This is a genomic window from Pontibacter sp. Tf4, assembly GCF_014212495.1.
Classification (GTDB): domain Bacteria; phylum Bacteroidota; class Bacteroidia; order Cytophagales; family Hymenobacteraceae; genus Pontibacter.
Genome location: NZ_JACKZC010000008.1, coordinates 259,172 through 284,842 on the forward strand (window position 1 = coordinate 259,172; position 25,671 = coordinate 284,842).

Sequence of the window (25,671 nt, forward strand, 5' to 3'; positions counted from 1 at the left end):
AGCCGCGCTCTCGTCAGGCGCAGTACTATAATGCTACACAAATACCTAACCGTTGCCCTAATCCTTACCTTATTTTCGGCCACCGCTGCCACCCCCGACAAAGACAAAAGCAAAGCGCCCGATGCTGCCGAGCTCAAGCGCAAGACAACTATAGTTACCCGCGTGGCCAAAGCCCCCGTGCTGGATGGTTACCTGGAGCCCGAAATCTGGCAAACCGTAGCCCCTGCCACCAACTTTGTGCGCTACGACCCGCACAACGGCCAGCCATCATCGCAGCATTCCGAAGTCTACTTTCTGTATGATAACGAAGCCGTGTACATAGGCGCCAACCTGTACGATACTGCTCCGGACTCTATACTTACCCAATACGGCTCCCGCGATTCCGGCGAAAACAACTCCGATATGTTTGCCGTGTACCTGGATACATACAACGACAAACAGAATGCCTTTGCTTTTATGGTTTCGGCGGCGGGTGTGCAGACAGACATTAAGTTTTCGCAGGGGCGCGAAGACTGGAACTGGGATGCCGTGTGGGCCAGCCAGGTAAAAAAAACCACACAGGGCTGGGTAGTGGAGATGAAAATACCATATAGCGCCATCCGTTTCCCGGAGACGCAGGTACAGACCTGGGGCGTGAATTTTATGCGCGTGGTACGTCGTTCCCGCGAAAAATCGTACTGGAACCATGTAAACAATGCCGTGGAAGGATTTGTGAGCCAGGAAGGACGCGCCATCGGAATTGAGGGCATTAAGTCGCCGGTACGTTTGCAGTTTACACCTTATGTTTCGGGCTACCTGAACCATTACTCCGGCGATACCAAGGGCAAAAATCCTTTTAACCGCTCTGTAAACGGGGGTATGGATGTAAAATATGGCATAAACGACGCCTTTACCCTGGATGTAACACTGGTACCGGATTTCGGACAGACACAGTCGGATAACCAGGTACTGAACCTGAGCCCGTTTGAAGTGAAATTCGGCGAGAACCGCCAGTTCTTTACCGAAGGCACCGAGCTTTTCAACAAGGCTGGCCTCTTCTACTCCCGCCGCATCGGGGGCACGCCGATGCTACGCGGCAGCGTTAGTGGTTCGTTGGAAGAAAATGAAACTATAGAAGAAAACCCAACTATAAGCGGCCTGCTGAATGCAACTAAAGTATCGGGCAGAACAAGAAAAGGCCTGGGGGTAGGTTTGTTCAATGCCATTACGCGCAACATGTTTGCCAAGATAAAAAACAACGAGACCGGCGAAACCCGTGAAGTACTCACCGACCCGTTCACCAACTATAACGTGTTTGTGCTGGACCAGACCCTGCCGCGTAACTCCTTTATCACCTTCACAAATACTAACGTCAGCCGCTCCAAAGGGTATTACGATGCCAACGTAACCGGCCTGAAAGTGCGCTTCGCCGACAAAACAAACAACTATGCCATTAGTGCTGGCGGTAACCTGAGCCAGATTTACAACAAAATTCTGCGCGGCGACTCCATCCCGACAGCTGTACATCTGGGCCATCAGTATAGTGTAAATTTCAGTAAGGTAAGCGGTAACCTGCGCTTCGGTCTGAACCACCACGTTGAATCGGATACCTATGAGATAAACGACATGGGCTACCTGAGCAACAACAACGAGATCAGCAACAGCGCCAGCATCAGTTATAACTTTTACCAGCCTGTCTGGAAATTCCTGAGCTGGAACAACAGCCTGAGCGTGAGCCATAGTATGCTGTACGCTCCGCGCGAGTTTGTAAGCACCTCTATGGGCCTGAGCAGCAACGTGCGTTTCCGCAATTTTATGAGCGCGTATGGTAATGTAGGCATACGCCCGGGAAATGCCTATGATTACTTTGAGGCCAGACAGTTTCCGCAGGTATTCATTAAGCCGCCTGCCTTCGATTTCAACTTCGGATTCTCAACAGACTACCGCAAGCGCCTAGCATTTGATGCATCGGTGGGGCATTGGCAGTCGAACCGCTACAACCAAAGCGACTGGTGGGGCAGCCTGAGCCCGCGCTTCCGGGTAAACGATAAATTGTTGCTTGTTAACGGCAACAGCTATAGTATAAACAAACACAGCATCGGCCACATCTCCGATCCGTTGGGCCTGGCTACAGGCGTTTTTGCGAACCGGGATATTAAAACCCTGACCACCACCTTATCGGGGGCCTATATTTTTAACGAGCGAACCGGCCTTACCCTGAACATGCGCCACTACTGGTCGACGGCCGAAAATAACTGGCTCTATTACCTGCAGCAGAATGGCACCCTTTCCAGAATAACTCCGGAGCAGGACCCGAACCAGGCGCGGTACAAAAACATCAACTACAACGCCTTTAACATAGACCTGATGTATAGCTGGCGTTTTGCACCGGGCAGCGAGCTGATGGTGATGTGGAAAAACGAGATACGGGATGAGCGGAAGGAAATTGAACGGAAGTACATCGATAACCTGTCGAAAACCTTACAATCGCCGCAGAACAACAACTTCTCGGTAAAATTATTATACTACATCGACTATATAGCCCTTAAAAACGTACTCTCTGCGTAAGCGAACATCTCTTATGCACAAAACCCGAAATGCATTAATAGTAGGAGCCAGCGGCCTGGTGGGCGGGCATTGCCTGCGCCTGCTGCTGGCCAGCGACAGATACAGTCAGGTCATCTCGATCGGCCGCCGCGACCTGCCACTCATACACCCGAAACTGGACCAGAAGGTAATTGATTTTGATAACCTGAAAAAGTATGCGCCTGAGTTGGTGGCCGATGATGTATTCTGCTGCCTGGGCACTACTATAAAGAAAGCCGGTTCCAAAGAAAACTTTTACAAAGTAGACCATACCTACGTGGTAGAGCTGGCCCGGCTTACCGCTGCCAAACATGCGGCGCAGTTTCTGGTAGTATCTGCCATGGGGGCCGATGCCGGTTCTATGATCTTTTACAACAAGGTGAAAGGCGAGATGGAGCGCGACGTGCAGGAGTTTGGCTTCAGGGGGGTGCATATTTTCAGGCCGAGCCTGCTGCTGGGCGACCGCGAAGAAGAGCGCACCGGCGAAGAACTGGCCTCTAAAATAATGAAGCCCCTGAGCAGCCTGATGGTAGGCCCTTTGCGTCGTTACAAGCCCATTCCCGGCGAAGATGTAGCCAAAGCCATGCTGTATGCTGCCGAGCAAAACCGGGGCGGTACCCAGATCTACCCATCGGATAAAATTGCCGAAATGGCCGCAAACTATAGCCAGAGCCCTGCGTAAAGGCAGAAGCACTAAAACTATAGTTATGCAACAACGCCACCTGCGGCATGTTTTCCCGAAAGCCAGCCAGTACGACCCCGAGTGGGTGCGCAAGCACTCCATGGGCGAGAACGTCCTTTTTAACCTCGAAAGCCTTACCAAATCGCTGGACCTGAAACCCGGCATGCGCGTACTCGACCTGGGCTGCGGCAAAGCAATCAGTTCTATTTTCCTGGCAAAAGAGTTTGGCGTAACTGTATGGGCGGTGGATGAGGCCATCTCGGCCAGCGACAACTATGAGCGCATCCTGGAAGAAGGATGTGAGGACATGGTTATCCCCATTGAAGCCGACGCCCGATCGCTGCCTTTTGCCGAAGAGTATTTTGATGCCGTGATTGTGGTGGACTCTTATACGTACTTTGGCACCGACGAGAAGTACCTGCCCTATATTGCCCGCTTCATTAAACCCGACGGCCACATTGCTATAGTTGACGTGTGCTTTACCAAAGAAATAGAATCTCTGGACGAAGTGCCCAAGTTCCTGCGCCGCGATTATAAGAACTACTGGTACTTTATACACAGCATAGCCTGGTGGCGAAAACTATGGGAGAAAACCGGATTAGTACAAATTGAAGCTGCCGAAGAACTTTCCGAAGCCGGGGTAGTACGCGAGCATTATATCAAAGATTTTGAGAACGATAAAAAGCCCGACGCCTTTGCCAAAGCCTTAAAGCATGATGATCAACAGTTTATATCTTTCTTTAAGCTGATTGGGCGGCGCACCCGCAAAACGGCTTACCTGCAGAGCTACAAATCCACATCTAAAAAGTAACGGTAGCGTACAATATTTATTTTTATATGCGTTAGATGTTTTAATTTTACTGCACCGGCAGTGCAATTTTGCCGGCCGCACATTTTTAACTTTTAACCTTTTATGAAAACGTTTTACCGAATTTCATTCGCACTGGCGCTGATCTTGTCAGTGGCTTTTAGTGCAAACGCCCAGAGTGGCTACAAAACTGGTATAGGCTTCAGGGGCGGTATTGCTTCGGGCTTAACTGTAAAGCATTTTATTAAGAGCGATGCTGCCATTGAGGGTATCCTGAGCACCAGCTTCCGGCACCGCGGTACTGTTATTACAGTGCTGTACGAGAAACATGCGCAGGCTTTTAATGCGCGCGGGCTGCAGTGGTACTATGGTTTGGGTGGGCACGTTGGCTTCCATGAAGGCCACTACTACTACGACCGCGGCCATAAACATTACCACGACGACCATGTGGTAGCGTTAGGTGTTGACGGCGTACTGGGTCTGGAATACTACATCCGTGATATTCCTTTCACGATCGGTGCTGACATTAAGCCTTACATCAACATACCAAGCGGCGGCGGCTTCTGGGACTCTGCCCTGCACGTGCGCTACGTATTTTAACAGATTTGAAAGCAACATAAAAAATGGCCCTGCTATAGTTTAGCAGGGCCGTTTTGTTTACAGCAACTATAGTCTGTCTTGTTTATTCTGATTCTAAATTTGGCCAAAACACGATTTTTATACAAACAAGGCCTCCGGAAGGCAAGTATAATGTAACCATACACAAGCGTTAACCTAAACAACATACTACTATGGAAGCAACATGTAACCACTGCGCCCACTGGGAGCAGGACCCAAACAAAGTACAGGTACCAAGTAACAATTTTGGTGTTTGCGACGAGCTGACAGGCCAGCATGCCATGGATCCCTCGTACGTGCTGCCGCTGGTACACGAAGCATCTGCCGACCTGAAACCAAATAAATTTGAAATGATAACCGGCGCCGAGTTTGGCTGCAACCACTTTAGTGAGCGCAGGAGATGGGTATAAACTATAGTTTAAACTATAAAGCAAAGGCCCGGCTATAGTTGTAGCCGGGCCTTTGATTTATTATATATACTGCCGGAGCTCCACTCGCTGCGAAGTCATCCTAAATCATCCAACAATCAACAACCAGCAATCAACAATCAACAATTAAAAAGCAATATGCAGCAAGGCATCGCCCTGGTTAACCACCGGCATGTTGTTTAAACCGATGACGTAACCGGTAGCCGGAGCGTTCAGGCGTACTTCCATCTCGCCGTAAGGATCGGTGATGCTGCCTACAAGCTGGCCTTTTTTTACATACTCTCCTGCCTGTATGGTAGTGCGCCATAACCCTGCATTTTTAGCGCGCAGCCAGATGTCTTTCTGGCAAACTATAGTTGGCTCCTTTGCCTCGGCGCAGTTGGCTGTCATGCCCAGGTGGTGCAATACGCGGCAGGTGCCTTCCATGCCTGTTTTAATGCCTTTTTCGTCGAAGCGGAGGCTCTCGCCGGTTTCGTATACCAATATGGATTTGCCCAGTTTGCCGGCCTCTTTGCGCAGCGAGCCCTGCCGGTAAGGCGCATTCAGCACAAACGGGGCTGCGAAAGCCTTGGCTAACTCTTCGTTTTTGTGGTCGCTTAGTACACAGCGTATCTGCGGATAGTTTTCGCGGCTGCTGCCACCGGTATGGAAGTCCAGGCCATAGTCTACGTACGGCATCACCTCCTTCATAAACCGGTAAGCTACCCGGCTGGCCAGCGAGCCTTCCCTGTTCCCCGGGAAACTACGGTTCACATCCTTGCCATCCGGCACCTCTCTGCTAAAGTTCAAGAAACCATAGATGTTCAGGATAGGCACGGCTATAATGGTACCTTTCAGCGGGTAAAGCATCTTTTTGGAAAGCATCCTCCGGATGATCTCGGTACCGTTCACTTCGTCGCCGTGCATGCCGGCCATCAGCAGTACCACCGGCCCGTCGTGCACCGAACGGAAAACATACACCGGAATTTCGATGACCGTGCCGCTGGGCAGTTTGCTGATCACCAGTTTGGTCAGTACTTTTTCACCACGGTCTATGCTTCGACCGTTGATAACTATCGTTTCGGGCATGCTATTCGTTTACTTTCTTCTTGGGCTTCTTTTTAGCAAGGCCTTCCACGTACTCTATTATTTTGCCGGCTATATCTTTCTGGGTAGCTCTTTCAATACCTTCCAGCCCCGGCGATGAGTTTACTTCCAAAATAAGTGGCCCGCGCTTGGATTGCAGCATATCCACACCGGCAATACCTAAACCCAATGATTTGGCAGCCAGTAGGGCAGCGGCTTTTTCCTGGCGCGTTAACCGGATGAGCGAGGCTTTGCCACCACGGTGCAGGTTAGAGCGGAACTCGCCCTCTTTGCCCTGTCGCTTCATGGCGCCTACCACTTCGCCGTTTACTACAAAAGCCCGTATATCGGCGCCACCCGCTTCCGAAATAAATTCCTGCACAATAATGCGCGCCTTCAGGTTATGAAAAGCTTCTATTACCGATTCAGCTGCTTTCTTGGTCTCTGCCAGCACTACGCCCAGGCCCTGGGTGCCCTCCAGCAGTTTAATTACAAGCGGTGCACCACCTACCTCTTTTACCAGCCCCGATGTTTCTTTTGAATAGTTGGTGAAAGCTGTTTTGGGCAAACCAAGTCCGGCGCGACCCAGAATCTGCAGGCTACGTAGTTTATCGCGGGAGCGAACTATAGCCTGCGAATCTACCGCACTTTTCACTTTCATCATCTCGAACTGGCGCACCACAGCCGTACCATAAAACGTAACCGACGCACCGATGCGCGGAATAATGGCATCTATCCCGGTCAGGCGCTCGCCTTTGTAAAGTATGTGCGGGTCGCCCTGCTCAATAATAAGGTCGCAGCGCAGGTGGTCGAGCACTATGGCCTGGTGCCCCCGCTGCTCAATGGCCTCTACCAACCGACGGGTGGAGTACAATTTAGGGTTGCGGGATAGTACGGCTATTTTCATAAGTTAGAATGTTTCTGCTGTTGTTTTATTTTGTACTTCTGTGCGACGTTTTTACGGGAAACATCCACTATAAACCTGCCTTTTAAAAGCTTGCGCCCGATGAGCACCGGGTATTTCATGTCGCTGCGGTCCGAGAGCGAGAACTCTGCTTCTATCTCTTCATCAAAAAGTTTGATGGTTGTACGGATAACATAACGCTCCTGCACCTCGCCAAACGAACTTTTTATTTCGCGCAGGTCGTACTCGGCAAAGCGTAATTTTTTATGGTTGTACTGCGGGTGCGACGGATCGAGCAGGTCCACACAGATCACGGTTCTGCCATCTTTGCCGGTCTCCTCGTGTATATCGGAGCAATGGATGGCCGAGGTATAAGCACCCGTATCTATTTTGGCTTCGATCTCCTCTATGTCCAGCTCCGGCAAAGCTACCATTTCGCGGCGACCTATAACACGTTTCTCTGGCCTGGGGGCAAGTTTATTTTCCTTTTTCATCAAAGCGAAAATAGGTTTTTTAATTATGAATTCTGAATTAAGAATCAGGAACGGAAGTAGAAGGCTATACTTATATACCAACGTAAGGGTTAAAGAAAGCTGCCCGTAGTGCCCTACTCCTGCCCGGTTTGCCCGCTAATGTTGGTTACGGATACGCTTCCTGTGCAATAGTTCGGCTACATCCTGTATCAGGTTGGAGTGGCCGGTTTTAAGGATGATGAGCTCGCCTTTTTCCAGCGCATCCATGAACACACTTACCCGTCTTGGCGAAATGATCTCGTCATACTCCCCCAGAAACATAGTAACCGGTATTTTGTGCCCGTTCAGCTGCCGCACGATCTGCCGGATATCGAAGTTGAGATCACGGAAACCGATCCAGGAGCGATACACGCGCAGGCGCTTGGCGGTGCTGTCCATCTGGTAATGCGCAAACCGGATAAGGCTTTTATGGGCGAGTTTGTATTTGTTGAGTACCTGCAGAAACTTAAAGAAAGGCTGCGGCTTAACAACAGTGCGCTTAAAGAGTTGCTGCATCCAACCCGGATAAGTGGCAATGTTGTACCAGAAACTGGTCTTGATACCGTCCGGCGCGATCAGGTATAGTTCTTCTACCCGCTCCGGCATCTGTTCTATCAGCGTCAGCGCAAATTTACCGCCCATGCTAAAGCCCATCACCGAGAACCGCTCGATCCCGTGCTTTTCCAGAAAGTGTCCGATCATCTCTTTCAGGAACTCTTTGGTAAGTGGCATATCGTCTTTGTGCAGCCGGCTCCCGCCATGGAAAAACAGATCGAAAGCATAGATGGTATAGTCGTGGCCCAGCGCCCTCTCCATGGGGTGATAATACGAACTGCTCTGCCCGTACCCATGAAACGCCAGCAGCACTTTGCTCCCACTCCCGATCTTGCGGTAATGCAGCTTCGATTTATCCCTGATCAGATACAACTTTTAATTATGAATTAAGAATTATGAATTACGAATGGATGGTTTGTATACTATAGTTTATTCGTCATGCATACAGTTTTGTTGTCTGAACCGGGATTAATATTGATTCTAAAGGCCAAATTTAATTATAGAATTTGAGCTCTTTCTGCCGCAAGTTTAGCTTCAGCGTAACTTGTGGCTGTTTATGGCAGCAAGTTTTCAACTTGCTTTGCTTTGGAAAAGCAAGGATAGCTATAGTTTGACCTAAACTACAGCCCCAGCTCTTTCTAACTATAAACTTCCGCTACTTATCCTTTTCTGCTCGCGCAGAAAGCCAGTTGCAAACTGGCACCAAATTTAACCACAAGTTACGCTGGCGCTAAACTTGCGGTATGAACAGAATCATATCTAATCAGAAGAATCCCTATTAATCCCGGTTCAGGCGAACTAAAGTCGCGATACGCCGCCTGACACGATAAACTTCATTACGTCGGAGCTTGGCACGTTCAGGTAGGTAACATTGCGGCGCGGCACCAGAAACAGCTCTCCTGAAAAGTTGTAGGAGTGCGGAAAGTACACAGCCACTTTATCGTCTACACCTATAGTTTCCAGCACATCCTGGGTTACAAAACCGAGCTTGTGGTTGTCGGAGTCTTCCGCCATTTTTACCATTACCGGCTTGTTGAATTTCTGATTATCGCCTACAAAGGCATCGAACAGGTCGCGGATGCTGGAGTATACAATGCCTACCAGCGGCACTTTATGAAAGATGCGCTCGGTAAGAATGATGAACGGTTTTACAAGGAAAGACGAACCAATAAAGCCAACAAGCGTCAGCAGTACTACCATCAGCAGAATGCCCAGCCCCGGAAAACCAAGGTCGAACATATCGTTAAGCCAGTCTATGATTGCCACCACTATCCAGACGGTGATGGTAAAGGGTGCTATGATCAGAAGTCCGTTAAGGAAATAGCCAAGTATTCGTTTCATGTTTTATAGTTCACAAAAAAGGCTTTGCCGGAAAGCAAAGCCTAAAAGTAGCAAAAAAGCTTATATTTTATTTTGCTATACTTGAGGCGTGGGTGCACTCAGCTTCGCGATATGGTCTGCTACCTGTTGCATCAGCCACATAGGCGTTGATGTTGCCCCACAGATGCCTACGCTGTCAGCGCCGTCAAACCACTCCGGCTCCAGTTCGGTCTCGTTCTCGATGAAGTAGCTGTTGGGGTTGTGCTGCTTGCATACGCTGTACAGGGCCTTCCCGTTCGAGCTTTTTTTACCGCTTACAAATACCAGTACATCGTGTTCGGTAGAGAACCTGGCCAGTTGCGGCTCGCGGTTCGATACCTGACGGCAAATGCTGTCGTTGGCATCAAATTCTGGTTGTGTGCTGTCCTGGTTCGCCTGTGCAATGCGCTCTTCTATCAGCGCTTTAATATGGTAAAAGCCTTTGGTGCTCTTGGTCGTCTGGCTGAAAAGGGTAACCGGGCGGGTAAAATCAATTTTGTCCAGGTCCTCTTCGGTGGTAACTATAATCGCTTCGTCGCAGGTCTGGCCGGCCAAACCAATTACTTCCGCGTGGCCAACCTGACCATAGATTACTACCTGGCCTTCATCTTTCTTAATAGAGTCAAACGCATGCTTTACACGGTTCTGCAGTTTCAGCACCACAGGGCAGCTGGCATCTATCAGTTCCAGGTTGTTCTTCAGCGCGATCTGGTAGGTTTCCGGTGGCTCGCCGTGCGCACGTATCAGCACTTTGCAGTCGCGGAGGTTACGCAGCTCTTCGCGGTCTATTACGCGCAGGCCCTTCTTGTAAAGGCGCTGCACTTCCATGCTATTGTGCACAATGTCGCCGAGGCAGTACAGTTCTTCTACATGCTCCATTTCGTCTTCTGCCATTTGTATGGCAAACTCAACGCCGAAGCAGTATCCTGAATTTTTATCTATGACAATGTTCATGGTTTCTTTAGTCTTGCTCTACGGAATACTTTTGTTCAAGCAACTTCGATGCCACCTTGTGCATCACAAATTCTACCTGCTCATCTATCGTCATGTGCGAGGTATCCAGCAGATCGGCATCCTCGGCGCGGCGCAACGGGCTTTCGGCTCTGGTAGAGTCAATGTGGTCGCGCTTCTGCAGGTTCTCTCTTATCTCATCCAGGTTCACGAGCTGGTTCTTCACCAGTAGTTCCTGCTGGCGGCGTCTGGCACGCGTATCCACATCGGCTGTCATAAATATCTTCACTTCCGCATCCGGAAACACGGCAGTGCCAATATCACGGCCATCCATCACCACGCCACGGCGCCTGCCCATTTTCTGTTGCTGCGCTACCATGGCACGGCGTACTTCAGGCACCACACTTACTTCGCTTACCTGGTTCGAGATGTACATTTTGCGTATCTCGTCTTCCACGTTCAGACCGTTCAGGTAGGTTTCGTTGCGCTGCGTTTTTGGATTATAATGGAATGTGATCTCGATGTTGTTTAACGCGTCCTTTATCTCTTTCGGGTTGGTAAGCGACACATGATGATCGAGGAAGTAGAGCGTAACCGCCCGGTACATGGCGCCGGTATCAATGTAGGCGTATCCCAGTTCGGCTGCCACCTGCTTGGCCGTAGTGCTCTTACCGCACGAAGAATGGCCATCTAAAGCGATCACGATTTTTTTCATAAAGGAGGTGCGTATAATTTAATTGGAATCGCAAGGGCAAGGTGCTTTGCCGCGCTTGCTCATTTTCTGGTATTTAGCCGTTTTTTTCTGCTGTGCGGTTTTCTGGCTGCACCCGGCCAGCGAGCCCGATGCCATAACGCATGCTATTACCAGGTATGAAATTATCTTTCTCAAAACGACTGACTTTAATGCAAATATAAAGTAATTTACGGGTTCGAGCCCCATCTGCGGGCAATTTATCTAAACTTACACCAAACACCATGCAGGCAGCCTTTACCGTTTCCGGTCGCATCATAGACATACACAACCACGAGATATTTGAAGGTACAGTTCATGTTGCAAACGGCCACATTTCTAAAATAGTTCGTGAAGCCACCACGGCCACAAATTATATTTTACCCGGTTTTACAGATGCCCACGTGCATGTAGAAAGCTCTATGCTGGTATCCAGCGAGTTTGCCCGCCTGGCCGTTGTGCACGGAACTATAGCTACCATTTCAGACCCGCACGAGATAGGCAATGTACTTGGCGTTAAAGGTGTGGAGTATATGATCGAGAATGGCAAGAAGACACCTTTCAAGTTTTACTTCGGAGCGCCCTCGTGTGTGCCGGCTACTCCTTTCGAGACGGCCGGTGCTGAGATAACGGCTGCCGACATAGAAGAATTGTTTAAGCGTGACGAGATAGTATACCTGGCCGAAATGATGAACTGGCCGGGCGTGCTAAACCGCGACCCTGTGGTAATGGAGAAAATTGAGCTGGCTAAAAAGTATGGCAAAGCGGTAGACGGGCACGCACCTGGCTTAATGGGAGAACATGCCAAACTATACGCCTCTGCTGGCATCACTACCGACCACGAATGCTTTACCGCCGAAGAAGCCCTGGACAAACTGGCCGTAGGCATGAAGATACTGATACGGGAAGGCAGCGCCGCCAAGAACTTTGAAGCACTTATTCCGCTGTTGCCGGAACACTATAACAACATCATGTTCTGCTCTGATGACAAACACCCGGATAACTTAGTGGAAGGCCACATCAACCTGCTGGTAAAACGCGCGCTGGCAAAAGGCAACAACTTGTTCCATGTGCTGCAGGCAGCGTGTATCAACCCGGTAGAGCACTACAAGATGAAAGTAGGCTTGCTACGAGAAAATGATCCTGCCGATTTTATAGTTGTAGATGACCTGGAAAGCTTCAACGTGCTGGCCACTTACATCAACGGCGAAAAGGTAGCCGAAAACGGAAAGTCGAATATTCCTTTTACAGAGAGCGAAACTATAAACAACTTTAATACCAGCCCTAAAACTATAGACCAATTCAAGATTCCGGCTTCTGATGCCCATAAGATCAGGGTAATAGAGGCTTTTGACGGGCAGCTGATAACCAAGGAAGGTATAGTTGAACCGAAGATAGAGAATGGCTTTATAGTTTCGGATGTAGCGAATGATGTGCTGAAGATGACTGTGGTGAACCGTTATGAAGAAGCAGAGCCAGCAGTAGCCTTTATCAAAAACATTGGCCTGAAATCAGGGGCCATTGCTTCGTCGGTGGGCCATGATTCGCATAACATTATAGCGGTGGGTGTGGATGATGAAAGTATTGCCCGCGCAGTAAACCTGATCATCGGAGCAAAAGGCGGCGTATCGGCGGTGCGCGGTGAAAAGGAGCAGTTATTGCCCTTGCCGGTGGCTGGTATTATGTCGGCGGAAGATGGGTATAAAGTGGCAGAAGCGTACGCAACTATAGACAGGATGAGCAAGGAAATGGGCAGCGCACTGGCTTCGCCGTTCATGACGCTGTCGTTTATGGCGCTGCTGGTTATACCGTCGCTCAAGCTCAGCGACAAAGGTTTATTTAACGGCGATACGTTTTCGTTCGTACCTGTAACAAAAGCATAAACAAGGTCCGCTGCCGCAGGCACGGTTATACATGGAAGAATTACTCATATTCTTTATCGGGATGTTGGTAAGCGGATTTGGCACCGTCATCGGGTTTGGTGGCGGCGTTTTTATGGTGCCCATCCTCATCATCTTCTTCGGGTATAACATCGAGATTGCTATCGGCTCAACTATGGCTGCGCTGGTGCCGGCCTCCTTCATCGCTTCTATCTTTAACCTCCGCGACAAAACCATTGATTACCTGGTTGGCACCTTAATTCAGCTGCCCGCTATAGCCGGAACGGTGCTGGGTGCTTTTCTGGTAGCTTTTCTGCCAGTATTTAAACTACAGCTCTTGTTTGCCCTTTTTGTGATTGCGGTTGGTATAGCCATGCTGAAGCCTAAAAAGCAGAAAAAGATAGACCCGCATGCCGGCATGATGTACCGGCTAAGGCGCGTACCCACATCGTTTATCCGGAAGAACAGGGCAAAACACCTTGCTTACCGCCTCAATGCCGGCGTCGTGACAACGCTGGGCTTTGTTTCGGGTGTTATGGCAGGGCTTTTTGGGATTGGCGGCGGCTTTGTACAAACCCCTATGATGATAAAGCTTTTCCGGATACCGGCTCAGATCGCTACTTCCACATCGCTTTTTATACTTGTTATTACCAGCTTTACAGGGTTTATAAGCCACTTTTTACTGGGCAACGTACTCTGGAGCCGCAGTCTGCCGCTAATTGCAGCTTTTGCACTGGGCGCACTGGGTGGCAACATTTTTAAGCAACGGCGTGGCAAGCTCAGCAACATGGAAACCCTGATCGGCATCGGGCTGTTCCTGGCCGGCTTCGGCGTGTTGCTGAACCTGGTCATAAAATCGGAAGTAGGCGTTGGCTTTTCTTTCTAAAACAAAAAAGCCTCTGTAAGGCAGAGGCAGGTTTTAGTAGTTCATGATATATTAAGCTTTGTCTTCCTGGCGCTTGGCCTGGTGCTTTGTGAGCAGCTTGTTTAGTTTTTCGGCTGTAAGCGGTTTGGTAACATATTCAGCAGCGTACTCTTCTACCGTATCGGTATCCTGGGGGTGGGTAGAGGTTGTAAGCACCACCATCGTTATGCCTTTTCTAAAATCCGGGCTCAGGCGTTCGTACAGGTCCAGCAGCTCAAACCCATCCATTACCGGCATGTTTATATCCAGAAAGATTAGTTCGGGCTTGAAATAATCGCGGCTGCCGGGGTCGTAGTTGTTGTTACTGATGTTGTAGAGGTAATCAAATGCCTGCTTGCCGTTCACAAAAGTATGGATATGGTCGGTCACTTCCATCCTGTCCAGCAAACGCTGGTTCAGGAAGTTAGTGGTTTCGTCATCATCAATAAGTAAGATGCCGGAAAGTTTAGTCATTATTAAATTACTCAATACTTAGGCAATACGATAGTACCTGAACAGAGGGTACTTAATTGAACTTAATGAATGCAGCTTTTATGCCAAAGATAATAGCTGCATCGTTTAAGCATGTTGTTTTATTTTATCCGTTCGGTTTAACTGCACATTGAACTACAGTCCAACGATACCGCCGAATAAAACATTTCCGAAGATATAGAAAAGTGAAGCCCGAACCAAATCAGGCTTCCAAGTTTATACGATAGCTATTAGTTGATGTAGCCCTGAGAGCGCATCCAGTCATCATTGTAGATCTTGGCAAGGTAGCGCGTTCCGTGGTCTGGCAATAACACCACTATCACATCGTTTTCGGTCAGGTTATTTTCGCGGGCATACTCCAGGGCGCCAAATACAGCTGTGCCCGAAGACCAGCCTACAAACAAGCCTTCTTCTTTTGCCAGGCGGCGTGTCATCACAGCGCCATCCTTATCGGTTACTTTTATAAACTGATCGATCAGGTCGAAATCCACGTTCTTCGGCAGAATATCTTCGCCGATACCTTCGGTAGCGTAAGAATAGATCTCGTTCTCATCGAAAATACCAGTCTCTTTGTATTTCTTGAAAACAGAACCATAGGTATCAATTCCTATAGTTTGTACAGCCGGGTTTTTCTCTTTCAGGTACTTGGAGATACCTGTTACGGTACCACCGGTGCCTACGCCGGTAATAAAGTGCGTTACTTTACCTCCGCTCTGCTCCCATATCTCAGGGCCGGTGCTTTCGTAATGCGCCTGCCAGTTCGATAGGTTATCATATTGGTTCGGGTAAAACGAGTTTGGAATTTCCTGGTTCAGGCGTTTGGCTACCGAGTAGTAAGAATCCGGGTGCTCCGGGGCTACGTTGGTAGGGCAAACTATAACTTCGGCTCCTACAGCACGCAGGATGTCCATCTTCTCTTTGCTCTGCTTATCTGATAAGGTAAAAATACACTTATAGCCTTTGGCAATGGCAGCCAGCGCAAGGCCCATGCCGGTGTTACCCGATGTACCTTCAATTATAGTTCCGCCGGGCTTCAGGATGCCTGCTTTTTCAGCATCTTCAATCATCCGGATCGCCATGCGGTCCTTTACCGAGTTACCCGGGTTCAGGTACTCTACTTTGGCCAGGATGGTAGCCTTTGTTTCTTTTGCAACACTGTTAAGTTTTACAAGAGGGGTGTTACCGATCGCTTCGGTTATATGGTTCAGATACTTCATGTGAGGTATTTTTGAATTCTTGGGTGCAAAGGTACGTAAATAAAATTATGTTTTCAGCAGGAACGCCTGCCGCCCCTTGCAGCCTGCACTGTATACATAACAGCCCGGAAGGCGTATAGTGTTCCGGCAACTATAGTTTACATGCCATACATTGCCGCCGGCAGGCTAAAAATAACGGGCAATATATAACCACCGGAGCCCTGTTAACGAATACCGGATAACCATCCATCGTCAACTATATTAGCTTTAACTATTTTTTGTACGCGCCATAAAAAAGCCTATTTTTGCACATCCTTATTATCAGACGGTTTTACACAACTAAATAAGATACACATGAGTGTTTTAGTAAATAAAGATTCGAAAGTGATCGTACAGGGCTTTACAGGTTCTGAAGGCTCTTTCCACGCATCTCAGATGATCGAGTACGGTACTAACGTTGTTGGTGGTGTTACTCCGGGCAAAGGTGGCCAAAACCACTTGGACCTGCCTGTTTTTAACACGGTAGAAGAAGCCGTAAAAAGAACAGGTGCTGATGTATCTATCATTTTCGTGCCGCCGGCTTTTGCTGCTGATGCCATTATGGAAGCCGCTGATGCTGGTATTAAAGTGATCGTGTGTATCACAGAAGGTATTCCTGTAAAAGACATGGTGGCTGCTAAAAACTACATCAAGTCTAAAAATGTAACGCTTATCGGACCAAACTGCCCGGGTGTTATCACGCCAGGCGAAGCGAAGGTGGGTATCATGCCAGGTTTCGTGTTCAAACCAGGTCGTATCGGTATCGTTTCTAAATCAGGTACGCTTACTTACGAAGCTGCTGACCAGATCGTGAAAGCCGGTTTAGGTATTTCAACAGCTATCGGTATCGGTGGCGACCCGATCATTGGTACACCTACAAAAGATGCAGTACAACTGCTGATGGAAGACCCTGAGACGGATGCGATCGTGATGATCGGTGAGATTGGTGGTAACTACGAAGCAATGGCTGCAAAATACATCAGCGAAACTGGTAACAAAAAGCCGGTAGTTGGTTTCATTGCTGGCCAGACTGCTCCAGCTGGTCGCCGTATGGGCCACGCAGGTGCTATAGTTGGCGGCGCTGACGATACAGCTGCTGCTAAAATGAAAATCATGCGCGAGAACGGTATCCATGTGGTAGAGTCTCCTGCTGAGATCGGTGAAGCTATGGTTGCTGCTCTTCAACAAGCTGGTATCAACGCATAAGTTATATTTAACTTTATTTTATAAGGAAAGGCTGCTCTGAAAAGGGCAGCCTTTTTTATTTGTCTGAATCTTTAAATAGGGCCCCTACCCCAAGGATTTACAGGATGAAAGGATGAACAGGATTACTAAAACTGGAAGAGTGCGCAGTTTGGGCAGCGTCTGAGCTATAGTTCTATACTTAGTGTTTTAATCCACCTCTACCCCTCCCAAGAGGGGAATTTCGGCTATAGTTGTAGTTGATGGCTATCGTCCTATAGTTAGCGTCTTTACACCCCTGTGACCTACGGTCGCAAGTTTCGAACTCCCGTTCTCACTTGTCCTCAACGGGACAATTGTTTCGCCCTCGCTCGCGTCCCGCGAGTGTGAGTTACCTTCGGCCTCTGGCCGCATTTAAGACTATAGTTTAGGTTCGCTACTTAACTATAGTTTATACTTGTTACGATTGACGTGGAGGGACGCCACCAAATAGCTCACACTCGCGGGACGCGAGCGAGGGCGCAGTTTACGCTATCGTTCTGTAGTTAATGTTTGGTCATCCCCCTACCCCCTTCAAAGGGGGACTTTTCTGCCTTTGCTATAGTTCGTAGCCATAACTCTATAGTTACAGAAACTGGCAGGAGCTGCGCACGCTGCCAGATCTTACATCTTTCTAACTTTCTAACTTCCCAACTTTTTTAACTTCATTAACTCCTAAACTCATTAACTCTTTAACTCTCTAACTAATCCCTATTACCTGTTGTTTTTTGCGGGTAACTATAGTCTGGGGCACTGATGCCACGATTTCTTTCTGCAGTGCTTCGATCAGCTTTTTCTTCAGGAAGCTTTTGTGCACTACCAGGCTTACTTCACGCAAAGGTTGCGGCTCACTGAATGGCCTTATCAGTTTCTTCTTCTCTTCCGGCATTTCCAGCACCGATAGCTCGGGCAGCAGCGTAAGGCCGTGTTGAGTTTCAACAATGCGTTTCAAGGTTTCCAGCGAGCCGCTTCTGTAGTCCAGGTTTGCCCCTTCGGAGCTACCTAACTTGCCGCCGCGGTTACAGATGTTCAGTACCTGGCTCCTGAAACAATGGCCTTCGTTCAGCACCCACAGGTCATCGGGCAGTAGCTCGGTGGGGCTTACTTCTTTTTGTTTTGCCAATGGGTGTTGCGGATTTACATATACCATAAAGGCCTCGTAAAACAGCTGCAGTTCTTTTATGCTCTTGTTATCCAAAGGCGTTACCAGCAAGCCTACATCCAGTAGTTCGTGGTTCAGTTTATCTACTATTTCGTTGGTCAGCAGTTCCTGCACCACTACGCGCACCTGCGGGTATTTCTCCAGAAAGCTGGTAATAAACAAAGGCATCAGGTAGGGCGCCAGCGTAGGTATCACGCCGATCCGAAGCTCGCCGCTCAGCTCCTTTTTCTGGTTCTGTACCAGTTCCTGTATCTTTTTGGCTTCGGCGAGTACCACACGGGCCTGTGCTATAATTTCCTTCCCTATCTCGGTTGGCCGTACCGGCACACGGCTCCTGTCAAAAACCTGCACGCCCAGTTCATCTTCTAGTTTCTGTAGCTGCATGCTCAGGGTTGGCTGCGTTACAAAACAGTTTTCGGCGGCGGTGGCAAAGTGGCGATAGGTGTCTACTGCCACCAGGTATTCCAGTTGTATCAGTGTCATTTTAATCAGTTCTGTTACCTAAAGGTACTTTATAACTATAAACTATCAAAGCATAAATACTATTGATTTGATTTATAAACAAGATAAGCGGACCTTTGTAGTATAAGAAGTAAACATCCTAACTATAAGAACTATGAATAAGCTGACGAATATCGGATTGCAGAAAGAAGACTCTAAACAGATGGCTGATAAGCTGAATGAACTGCTGGCAAATTACCACCTCTACTACCAGAACCTGCGCGGTTTTCACTGGAATATTAAAGGGGTCAACTTTTTCCAGCTGCACGCCAAATTTGAGGAATTGTACAACAGCGCACTTACGCAGATTGATGCTATTGCAGAACGTATCCTGACGATCGGGCAGCAGCCCCTGCATACTTTTTCGGAGTACATCCGCGTGGCTACCATTAAAGAAGCTGCTGGCTTAAGCACTGATAAAGAAACCGTACAGGCCACCCATCAGAACCTTACAGTAATCCTTAACCTGGAGCGCGAAATCCTGAGCTTGGCTGCAGAAACCGGCGACGAGGGTACCGTAGCCCTGCTGAGTGAAGACATTAACGAAATAGAAAAGACACTCTGGATGCTGAATGCTTTCCTGAGTTAAACACAACCAAGATTTTAAGGCTAAAAGTGTGAGTGAAACAGTGGCAGAAGCGGCGCTTACGTTACCCGGCGCTGCAACTGCTCCTGTATTGTACCTGTCACACAGATTTGAACTATAAATTAATACAGCTTAAACATAGATTGAAAGCGTCTGTAGTTTCTGCAGGCGTTTTTTATGGTTCAGGTCATGATGCGAGTTGTCTGATTATTTGCCCCAGCACTATCCTTTTATCGAAGGCCTCTACCCCTGAAATGGGAAAGGGGAATTGTGTGAATCAGGATTTACAGGATTAGATAGATTATCAGGATTAGGACTGTTACTATAGTTGGAAGCTATAGTTCTTTAGTTAGTGTTGTTCCAACCACCCCTGCCCCTCCTTAGCCAAGGAGGGGAACTCTGATACTACTATAGTTTCAACTATAGTTCTATAGTTATAGACCAAGATAGGACAGGTCGCGACCTGTCCCTACGGAATTACAACCACGAGAAAAAAATGATCTGCTCAAGCTAAGAGCATGAACAGCAACTATAGCTTACCTATCGAACTGTTATCAGTCTTTGGGTTGAGCGCCTTGTAGATTTCCGGTGCTGAAAGCATTGCGACGTAGGAGCAAAGGAAATGTACACCGCGCGATGCCCGAAGACGGGGCCTCCCGGCCCAGGAGGGAGCCAACCAAACTATAAAATTGTAGGTAAGTAGAGCTCCCAGGATCACGAGTAACTATGAAACTATGGCTTGTATCAAGTAGTAGGCAAAGCAGGCTATAGGACTATAGCCTTTGTGCATCAACTATAGGCTGAGATAGATTTCTCACTTTGTTCGAAATGACAATAGTGGAAGTATAAGACATATAAGATGTCTCGGCTACGCTCGGGATGAAAATAGTGGACTAACCAATTCAGACCGACATGTACTATATCAACTATAAAATAAAAGCCGCCTGCTGTAGCTCAGTACAACAAGCGGCTCCACTTGGCTAAAAGTGAAATCTTAGAAATTACTTCGCGTAGCTGATCGCGCGCATTTCGCGGATAACCGTGATCTTGATCTGACCCGGATATTGCATTTCCTTCTCAATCTTCTGCGAAATATCAAACGACAGCTGTGCTGCTTTCTCATCTGACACGTTATCGGCATCCACCATAATACGGAGCTCACGACCAGCCTGGATAGCGTAGCACTGGTTTACGCCTTCAAAAGAAATAGCAGCTTCTTCCAGTTCTTTCAGACGTTTGATGTACGACTCCATGATCTCGCGGCGGGCACCTGGTCTTGAACCAGAGATAGCATCGCAGGCCTGGATCAGTGGAGAGATCATCGCTGTCATCTCGATCTCGTCGTGGTGGGCACCGATGGCATTACAGATATCCGGATGCTCCTTATACTTTTTGGCAAGCTCCATACCGATGATCGCGTGTGGTAGCTCCGGCTCGTCTGGGGTTACTTTACCAATATCGTGTAGTAAACCGGCGCGTTTGGCGTGTTTCACGTTCAGGCCAAGCTCAGCTGCCATGGTAGCGCAAAGGTTAGCTACCTCGCGTGAGTGCTGCAGCAGGTTCTGGCCATAAGACGAACGGAAGCGCATACGACCTACCATCTTGATAAGTTCAGGGTGCAGACCGTGAATGCCTAAGTCAATGGCAGTACGCTCACCGATCTCAACAATCTCTTCTTCAATGTTCTTGCGTGTTTTGGCAACAACCTCCTCAATGCGGGCCGGGTGAATACGACCGTCAGCTACCAGGCGGTGTAACGACAGACGTGCAATTTCGCGGCGAACAGGGTCGAAACCAGAGATAATGATAGCTTCCGGGGTATCGTCAACTATAATTTCTACGCCGGTGGCAGCTTCCAGAGCGCGGATGTTACGGCCTTCACGACCAATTATCTTACCTTTAATATCGTCGCTCTCGATGTTGAATACCGAAACGCAGTTCTCGATAGCATGCTCAGCAGCAGTACGCTGAATGGTTTCGATAACGATCTTTTTAGCTTCTTTGGTTGCGGTAAGTTTAGCCTGCGCTACAATGTCTTTGATGTGAGAAGATGCCTGCGTGGTGGCTTCGCTTTTCAGGGCTTCTACCAGCTGCTCGCGGGCTTCAGAAGCGGTCAGGCCGGCAATTTTCTCCAGCTGGGCAACTACTTCTTTGTGCTGGTTCTCTACTTCTTCTTTGCGCTTGTGCAGGTGCTCTAACTGCAGGTTAAGGGCTTCTTTTTCCTTGTTCAGTTCGTTTTCGCGGCGCTTATTATCTTCCATCTGCTTGGTAACATGCTGCTCGCGCTGCTTTACCTTGTTCTCATTCTGGATGATAATGTTCTTCTTCTTGTTTGATTCTTCTTCAAACTCAGATTTCAGCTTCAGGAATTTCTCCTTCGCTTCCAGCATACGGTCTTTCTTGATGGCTTCGGCATTGATCTCTGCCTCACGGATAATAGCTTTTGCCTTTTGGCGGGCGGCTACTTCCTGCTGCTTGTATACTTTTTGCAGCAGCATACGCCCTATGTACACGCCTACGGCCAGCGCAACAAGGGCAGTAATTAAAATGGATAGAATATCGGACATGTCAACATGTTTTTAAAGTTTGTTAAAAACACATTAGCAGTGGTCTGCAATAAGACGTGTTAAAGCTGGTAAAAAGCTACGACGTGTAAAGGCTGTACGGCAACAAAACTACTTCGCCGACGACAGAAGATCATCCAGCACCGTAAGCTGCTGGCCTACTTTAGAAAGATGCAGGTTTTTATCTTCCTCCAGTTTCAGTTTCTCTACCATAGTTTCAAAAGCAACCATAGCCAGAAGGTCCTGTTTGTCCTGAATTCCGAATTGGTCTTTAAAGAACTTTAACCGCTCGTTCAGCAATCTGCCTACCAGGCGAAGTCTTTCCTCTTCTTCTTCCTTTACCCGCATCGGATACTCGCGTTCTGCGATGCGAATCTTTATCGATAATTCACTCATCCGTTGCGTTTTTTATAGTCCTGCTTACCTTTTCTGCGCTGTTACTCATGTGGTTATTAGTCGCGCAGGTAAGCAATGCACTTATCAATTTCTCTGATGTATTCGTTTAGCTTGAGCTTTAACTCAGTCGAATTTGCAGGATTTCCTGCTATCGTGTCTACAATTTTAACAATATTCTCCTGATTTTGAAAATTTTTTATTTGCTGATCTTTCTCGTTCAGCTGTGTTTCCAGGAGTTTTATTTCGTCGCGGGCGCTGCTAAGCTGCTGCTGCACATCGGCATAGCGGCTGAGCAGTTTCCGCAGTTTATCTTCAATTTGCTGGAGCTGTTGTAGTTGCGCTTCCTTTGCCATGGCCTATTTCCGGATAAAAGCTCCTAACTGTTTCTCAAACTGCTGCATCAAACGTGTCATGGTGGCGTCAATTACTTTATCGGTTAGTGTCTGCTGTTTATCCAGCAAGGTAAAGCTGATAGCGTAGGCTTTTTTGCCCTGCTCTATTTTATCGCCTTCGTACACGTCAAACACGTTCACATCCTGCAGTAGCTTGCGCTCCGTTCTGAAAGCAATGTGCTTCACCTGGTCAAAGGTAACAGCTTTATCTAACACCAAAGACAGGTCACGGCGTACTTCCGGGAACTTCGGCAGCTCTTCACCAACCAGGTTGGCTTTGTACTTCTTCAGCAGGTAATCCCAGTTCAGCTCAGCATACCAAACCTGCTCCTTCACGTCCATAAACTTCGCTACACCAGCATCTATAGGCCCGATCTCAGCAACTATAGTTCCGTTTTTCACATAGGCAACGCCCTGCTTCATATACGGGTTTGGCTGCAATGGCTGGGTTTCGTAGTCCGACGCATTTAGTTTGCTTAGTACGTTTTGTACTACAGCGGCCAGGTCGTGGAAGGCCATTTTTGCACCCGGCTGTCTCCAGCTTTCGGCGGTCAGGTTACCGGCCATGTACAGCGCCAGGCGGCGGCTCTCTTTGGTGGTACCGTCTTCCAGTCGCTGGTATATTTTGCCAAGTTCAAACAGTTTCAGGTCGCGCTGCCGGCGGTTAATATTGCGGCGCAGCACTTCCAGCCCCGAAAACACCATGCTCTTACGCAGCACATCCAGGTCTTCGGAGTTATAGTTTAATACCTTCACCAGTCCTGCCATTTCGGCATCGCCAGCTGGTTTGTAGTAATTGGAGTTTGTAATCGAGTTGGTAATGATCTCATAAAAGCCCTGGTCGGCGATGTAATCCATGATCGCATCGGTCACATCTTCCGGGTAAGGCTTTGAGAAGCTGGCCATGTAGGTTGTGCCCATGTGCTCGCTTACCTCGATGTTGTTGAAACCATAGATGCGCAGAATTTCTTCCACCACATCCGCTTCGCGCTTCACATCCACTTTAAATGGCGGAACAGACAGCTCCAGATGCGTTTCAGATTCACCTTTCACTTCGATACCCAAATCGGTTAATATTGTTTTGATACGCTCTGTACCGATGTGCTGCCCGATAAGCTGGTGCGTACGCTCAATGCTCAGGCTTAGCTCTGTATTCTTAATCGGGTTTGGATAAACATCTACAATATCAGATGAGATAACACCACCGGCAATTTCCTGCATCAGCAGGGCAGCACGCTTCAGAGCTGTGATTACCATGTTCGGATCAGTGCCACGCTCGAAACGAAACGAAGCATCTGTTTTCAGACCATGCACCATGCCTGTGCGACGCACATAATCCGGCGAGAAGTAAGCGCTTTCTATAAATATAGTTGTCGTAGCTTCGGTAACACCTGACTTTTTACCTCCAAATACGCCAGCAATGGCCATCGGCTCTTCGGTGTTGCAGATCATCAGGTCATTGGCCTTCATTTTGCGCTCCACATCATCCAACGTTACAAAAGAAGTACCTTCAGCTATCGTTTTAACGATGATCTTATCGCCTTTTATCTGGTCGGCATCGAAAGCGTGCAGTGGCTGACCCAGCTCGTGCAACACGTAGTTGGTGATATCAACTATGTTGTTGATCGGCGAAAGGTCGATAGCGCGCAGGCGTTTCTGCAACCACTCCGGCGACGGGCCAACTTTTACGCCTGTTATAGTTACACCGGCATAACGCGGACAAGCCACAGTGTTCTCAACCTCAACAGCTATTGGTTTGTTGGTATTCTCCACTTTGAAAGCAGATACATCCGGCAAGGTAGCAGGAGTTTTGAGCAAAGCCTGCAGGTCGCGGGCAACACCGTAATGTGAGGCCGCATCAGCGCGATTCGGCGTTAATCCAATCTCAAATACTTCATCCGGGTTCAGTCCGAAATACTCGGCAGCAGGCGTTCCGTTTGGCAGATCAGTATCCAGAACCATAATACCGGCATGCGAGGCACCAATGCCAATTTCGTCTTCCGCACAGATCATTCCTTCCGAAACAGCGCCACGTATTTTAGACTTCTTGATCTTGAACGGTTCGCCATCGGTCGGATAAAGCGTGCTGTTTACAGTTGCTACCACCACTTTCTGCCCGGCAGCTACGTTTGGCGCACCGCATACGATCTGGCTCGGCTCTCCGGTGCCAATATCTACCGTAGTCAGGCTCAGTTTGTCGGCATCCGGGTGGCGCTCACAGGTAAGCACTTCACCTATCACAATGCCTTCCAGGCCACCTTTCACGGCTTCCAGCTTGTGAATACCTTCTACTTCCAGGCCTGCGCCTGTTAACAAAGCACCAACTTCTTCCGCGTTTTTATCTATATGTATCAGCTGTTTTAACCAGTCGAGTGAGATCAGCATGTCGTAATTTTTATTCTTTTATAGTTTAGCTCTATCGTTTGAGCCAGTTAACTTCAAAATTAAGCATTATTCTGTTTCCTGCTGCAAGTGATGTAAAATTGTAGGGGTTTATGGTTTATATTCAGTCATGTCGAGCATTCTTGAGACGCGAGTCGAAAAGAGCCAGCGTAGCTGCGAGACATCTTTTATGCCTTATAGTTCATTCCCTCTCTTTTGTCATTTCGAACAACGTGAGAAATCTATCTCAGCCTATAGATCGGTAAAGACCTAGCAGCGTGCTCAGCTCCTGCTAGCGTCTGGCTATAGTTGACTTTGCCTACTATTTGAAACAAGCCATTGTAGTATAGCTACTTCTAATCCTGGGAGCTTTAAGAGCCTATTGTTTTATAGTTAGCTTGGCTCCCTCCCGGGCCGGGAGGCCCCGTCTTCGGGCATCGCGCGGTGTACATTTCCTTTGCTCCTACCGTCGCAATGCCCTACAGGCACCGCAACAAGTCAAAGGCGCTCAACCCAAAGACTGATAACAGTTCGATAGCCGATGCTTTAATTATAGTTTATTTATTTGCTCTTGGCTTGAGCAGACCTGCTTTTCTCGTGGTTGTAATTCCTTGGGGCAGGCTGCGCCTGCCTGTTCGTGATCTGCAACTATGAAACTATAGCTTAAACCATAGTAGTATCAGAGTTCCCCTCCTTGGCTAAGGAGGGGTAGGGGTGGTTGGACTAGCGCTAACTATAAAACTACAAGTTCAACTATAGCAATAGCCAAAATTCCCCTC

At 48.4% G+C, this 25,671-nt stretch carries 23 protein-coding genes and 1 pseudogene; 9 read left to right on the plus strand and 15 right to left on the minus strand.

Annotation, left to right across the window (positions count from 1 at the left end):
- Positions 1-30: 30 nt before the first annotated feature.
- The 5 genes from H7F15_RS14885 (at position 31) to H7F15_RS14905 (ending at position 5,083) form a co-directional block, all read left to right on the plus strand.
- Positions 31-2,547 (plus strand): DUF5916 domain-containing protein, encoded by a 2,517-nt coding sequence (locus H7F15_RS14885; protein ID WP_185197785.1) that lies wholly within the window; start codon positions 31-33, stop codon positions 2,545-2,547.
- Positions 2,548-2,560: 13 nt separating this feature from the next.
- Positions 2,561-3,247 (plus strand): oxidoreductase, encoded by a 687-nt coding sequence (locus tag H7F15_RS14890; protein ID WP_185197786.1) that lies wholly within the window; start codon positions 2,561-2,563, stop codon positions 3,245-3,247.
- Between the two features lie 25 nt (positions 3,248-3,272).
- Positions 3,273-4,058 carry a cyclopropane-fatty-acyl-phospholipid synthase family protein gene (locus H7F15_RS14895; protein WP_185197787.1) on the plus strand — a complete coding sequence of 262 codons (786 nt, stop codon included), beginning with the start codon at positions 3,273-3,275 and terminating at the stop codon, positions 4,056-4,058.
- Positions 4,059-4,160: 102 nt separating this feature from the next.
- The gene (locus H7F15_RS14900) at positions 4,161-4,655 is read left to right on the plus strand and encodes a hypothetical protein (protein WP_185197788.1); all 495 of its coding nucleotides are present in this window, start codon (positions 4,161-4,163) and stop codon (positions 4,653-4,655) included.
- 191 nt (positions 4,656-4,846) lie between these two features.
- Positions 4,847-5,083 (plus strand): hypothetical protein, encoded by a 237-nt coding sequence (locus H7F15_RS14905; protein ID WP_185197789.1) that lies wholly within the window; start codon positions 4,847-4,849, stop codon positions 5,081-5,083.
- A 144-nt stretch (positions 5,084-5,227) separates the two neighbouring features.
- On the opposite strand, the gene H7F15_RS14910 is transcribed toward H7F15_RS14905, so the two are convergent.
- The 8 genes from H7F15_RS14910 to H7F15_RS14945 all read right to left on the minus strand — a co-directional run bounded on the left by H7F15_RS14910 (position 5,228) and on the right by H7F15_RS14945 (position 11,336).
- Positions 5,228-6,169: a succinylglutamate desuccinylase/aspartoacylase family protein gene (locus H7F15_RS14910; RefSeq protein ID WP_185197790.1), complete on the minus strand. Its 942-nt coding sequence runs from the start codon at positions 6,167-6,169 to the stop codon at positions 5,228-5,230.
- 1 nt (position 6,170) lies between these two features.
- A complete protein-coding gene (gene rimK / locus H7F15_RS14915; protein WP_185197791.1) occupies positions 6,171-7,073 on the minus strand; it encodes a 30S ribosomal protein S6--L-glutamate ligase in 903 nt (300 codons plus the stop codon).
- Positions 7,070-7,564: a RimK/LysX family protein gene (locus H7F15_RS14920; protein WP_185197792.1), complete on the minus strand. Its 495-nt coding sequence runs from the start codon at positions 7,562-7,564 to the stop codon at positions 7,070-7,072. Before H7F15_RS14920 ends, rimK begins: the two co-directional genes overlap by 4 nt.
- 135 nt (positions 7,565-7,699) lie before the next feature.
- Positions 7,700-8,509: an alpha/beta fold hydrolase gene (locus H7F15_RS14925; protein ID WP_185197793.1), complete on the minus strand. Its 810-nt coding sequence runs from the start codon at positions 8,507-8,509 to the stop codon at positions 7,700-7,702.
- Positions 8,510-8,935: 426 nt separating this feature from the next.
- A complete protein-coding gene (locus H7F15_RS14930) occupies positions 8,936-9,478 on the minus strand; it encodes a DUF502 domain-containing protein (protein WP_185197794.1) in 543 nt (180 codons plus the stop codon).
- A 75-nt stretch (positions 9,479-9,553) separates the two neighbouring features.
- Entirely contained in the window at positions 9,554-10,450 is an 897-nt protein-coding gene (locus H7F15_RS14935) for a 4-hydroxy-3-methylbut-2-enyl diphosphate reductase (RefSeq protein WP_185197795.1), read from the minus strand.
- A gap of 7 nt (positions 10,451-10,457) precedes the next feature.
- Entirely contained in the window at positions 10,458-11,162 is a 705-nt protein-coding gene (cmk, locus tag H7F15_RS14940; RefSeq protein ID WP_185197796.1) for a (d)CMP kinase, read from the minus strand.
- 18 nt (positions 11,163-11,180) lie between these two features.
- Complete coding sequence (locus tag H7F15_RS14945) at positions 11,181-11,336, minus strand: hypothetical protein (RefSeq protein ID WP_185197797.1); 156 nt, start codon at positions 11,334-11,336, stop codon at positions 11,181-11,183.
- A gap of 86 nt (positions 11,337-11,422) precedes the next feature.
- Between H7F15_RS14945 and ade the strand changes: the two genes are divergently transcribed.
- Together ade and H7F15_RS14955 are read left to right on the plus strand one after the other, a co-directional pair.
- On the plus strand, positions 11,423-13,060 hold the full coding sequence (gene ade / locus H7F15_RS14950) for an adenine deaminase (RefSeq protein ID WP_185197798.1): 1,638 nt from the start codon (positions 11,423-11,425) through the stop codon (positions 13,058-13,060).
- A 31-nt stretch (positions 13,061-13,091) separates the two neighbouring features.
- Positions 13,092-13,943, plus strand: a complete 852-nt coding sequence (locus tag H7F15_RS14955; RefSeq protein ID WP_185197799.1) for a sulfite exporter TauE/SafE family protein — start codon at positions 13,092-13,094, stop codon at positions 13,941-13,943.
- 51 nt (positions 13,944-13,994) lie between these two features.
- Here the strand turns inward: H7F15_RS14955 and H7F15_RS14960 are convergent, their stop codons facing one another.
- Positions 13,995-14,435 carry a response regulator gene (locus H7F15_RS14960; RefSeq protein WP_185197800.1) on the minus strand — a complete coding sequence of 147 codons (441 nt, stop codon included), beginning with the start codon at positions 14,433-14,435 and terminating at the stop codon, positions 13,995-13,997.
- Between the two features lie 254 nt (positions 14,436-14,689).
- Positions 14,690-15,670, minus strand: a pseudogene (locus H7F15_RS14965) (PLP-dependent cysteine synthase family protein); the annotation flags it as partial.
- Positions 15,671-16,003: 333 nt separating this feature from the next.
- On the opposite strand from H7F15_RS14965, the gene sucD reads away from it, so the two are divergent.
- Positions 16,004-16,894, plus strand: a complete 891-nt coding sequence (gene sucD / locus H7F15_RS14970) for a succinate--CoA ligase subunit alpha (protein ID WP_185197802.1) — start codon at positions 16,004-16,006, stop codon at positions 16,892-16,894.
- A 715-nt stretch (positions 16,895-17,609) separates the two neighbouring features.
- On the opposite strand, the gene H7F15_RS14975 is transcribed toward sucD, so the two are convergent.
- Positions 17,610-18,554, minus strand: a complete 945-nt coding sequence (locus H7F15_RS14975; protein WP_185197803.1) for a hydrogen peroxide-inducible genes activator — start codon at positions 18,552-18,554, stop codon at positions 17,610-17,612.
- Positions 18,555-18,687: 133 nt separating this feature from the next.
- On the opposite strand from H7F15_RS14975, the gene H7F15_RS14980 reads away from it, so the two are divergent.
- Complete coding sequence (locus H7F15_RS14980; RefSeq protein ID WP_185197804.1) at positions 18,688-19,161, plus strand: Dps family protein; 474 nt, start codon at positions 18,688-18,690, stop codon at positions 19,159-19,161.
- A gap of 998 nt (positions 19,162-20,159) precedes the next feature.
- Here the strand turns inward: H7F15_RS14980 and rny are convergent.
- The 4 genes from rny to pheT all read right to left on the minus strand — a co-directional run bounded on the left by rny (position 20,160) and on the right by pheT (position 24,895).
- Entirely contained in the window at positions 20,160-21,725 is a 1,566-nt protein-coding gene (gene rny, locus H7F15_RS14985; RefSeq protein ID WP_185197805.1) for a ribonuclease Y, read from the minus strand.
- 108 nt (positions 21,726-21,833) lie between these two features.
- Positions 21,834-22,118: a cell division protein ZapA gene (locus tag H7F15_RS14990; protein WP_185197806.1), complete on the minus strand. Its 285-nt coding sequence runs from the start codon at positions 22,116-22,118 to the stop codon at positions 21,834-21,836.
- 56 nt (positions 22,119-22,174) lie between these two features.
- The gene (locus tag H7F15_RS14995; RefSeq protein WP_185197807.1) at positions 22,175-22,471 is read right to left on the minus strand and encodes a hypothetical protein; all 297 of its coding nucleotides are present in this window, start codon (positions 22,469-22,471) and stop codon (positions 22,175-22,177) included.
- 3 nt (positions 22,472-22,474) lie between these two features.
- On the minus strand, positions 22,475-24,895 hold the full coding sequence (gene pheT / locus H7F15_RS15000) for a phenylalanine--tRNA ligase subunit beta (protein WP_185197808.1): 2,421 nt from the start codon (positions 24,893-24,895) through the stop codon (positions 22,475-22,477).
- Positions 24,896-25,671 lie beyond the last annotated feature (776 nt).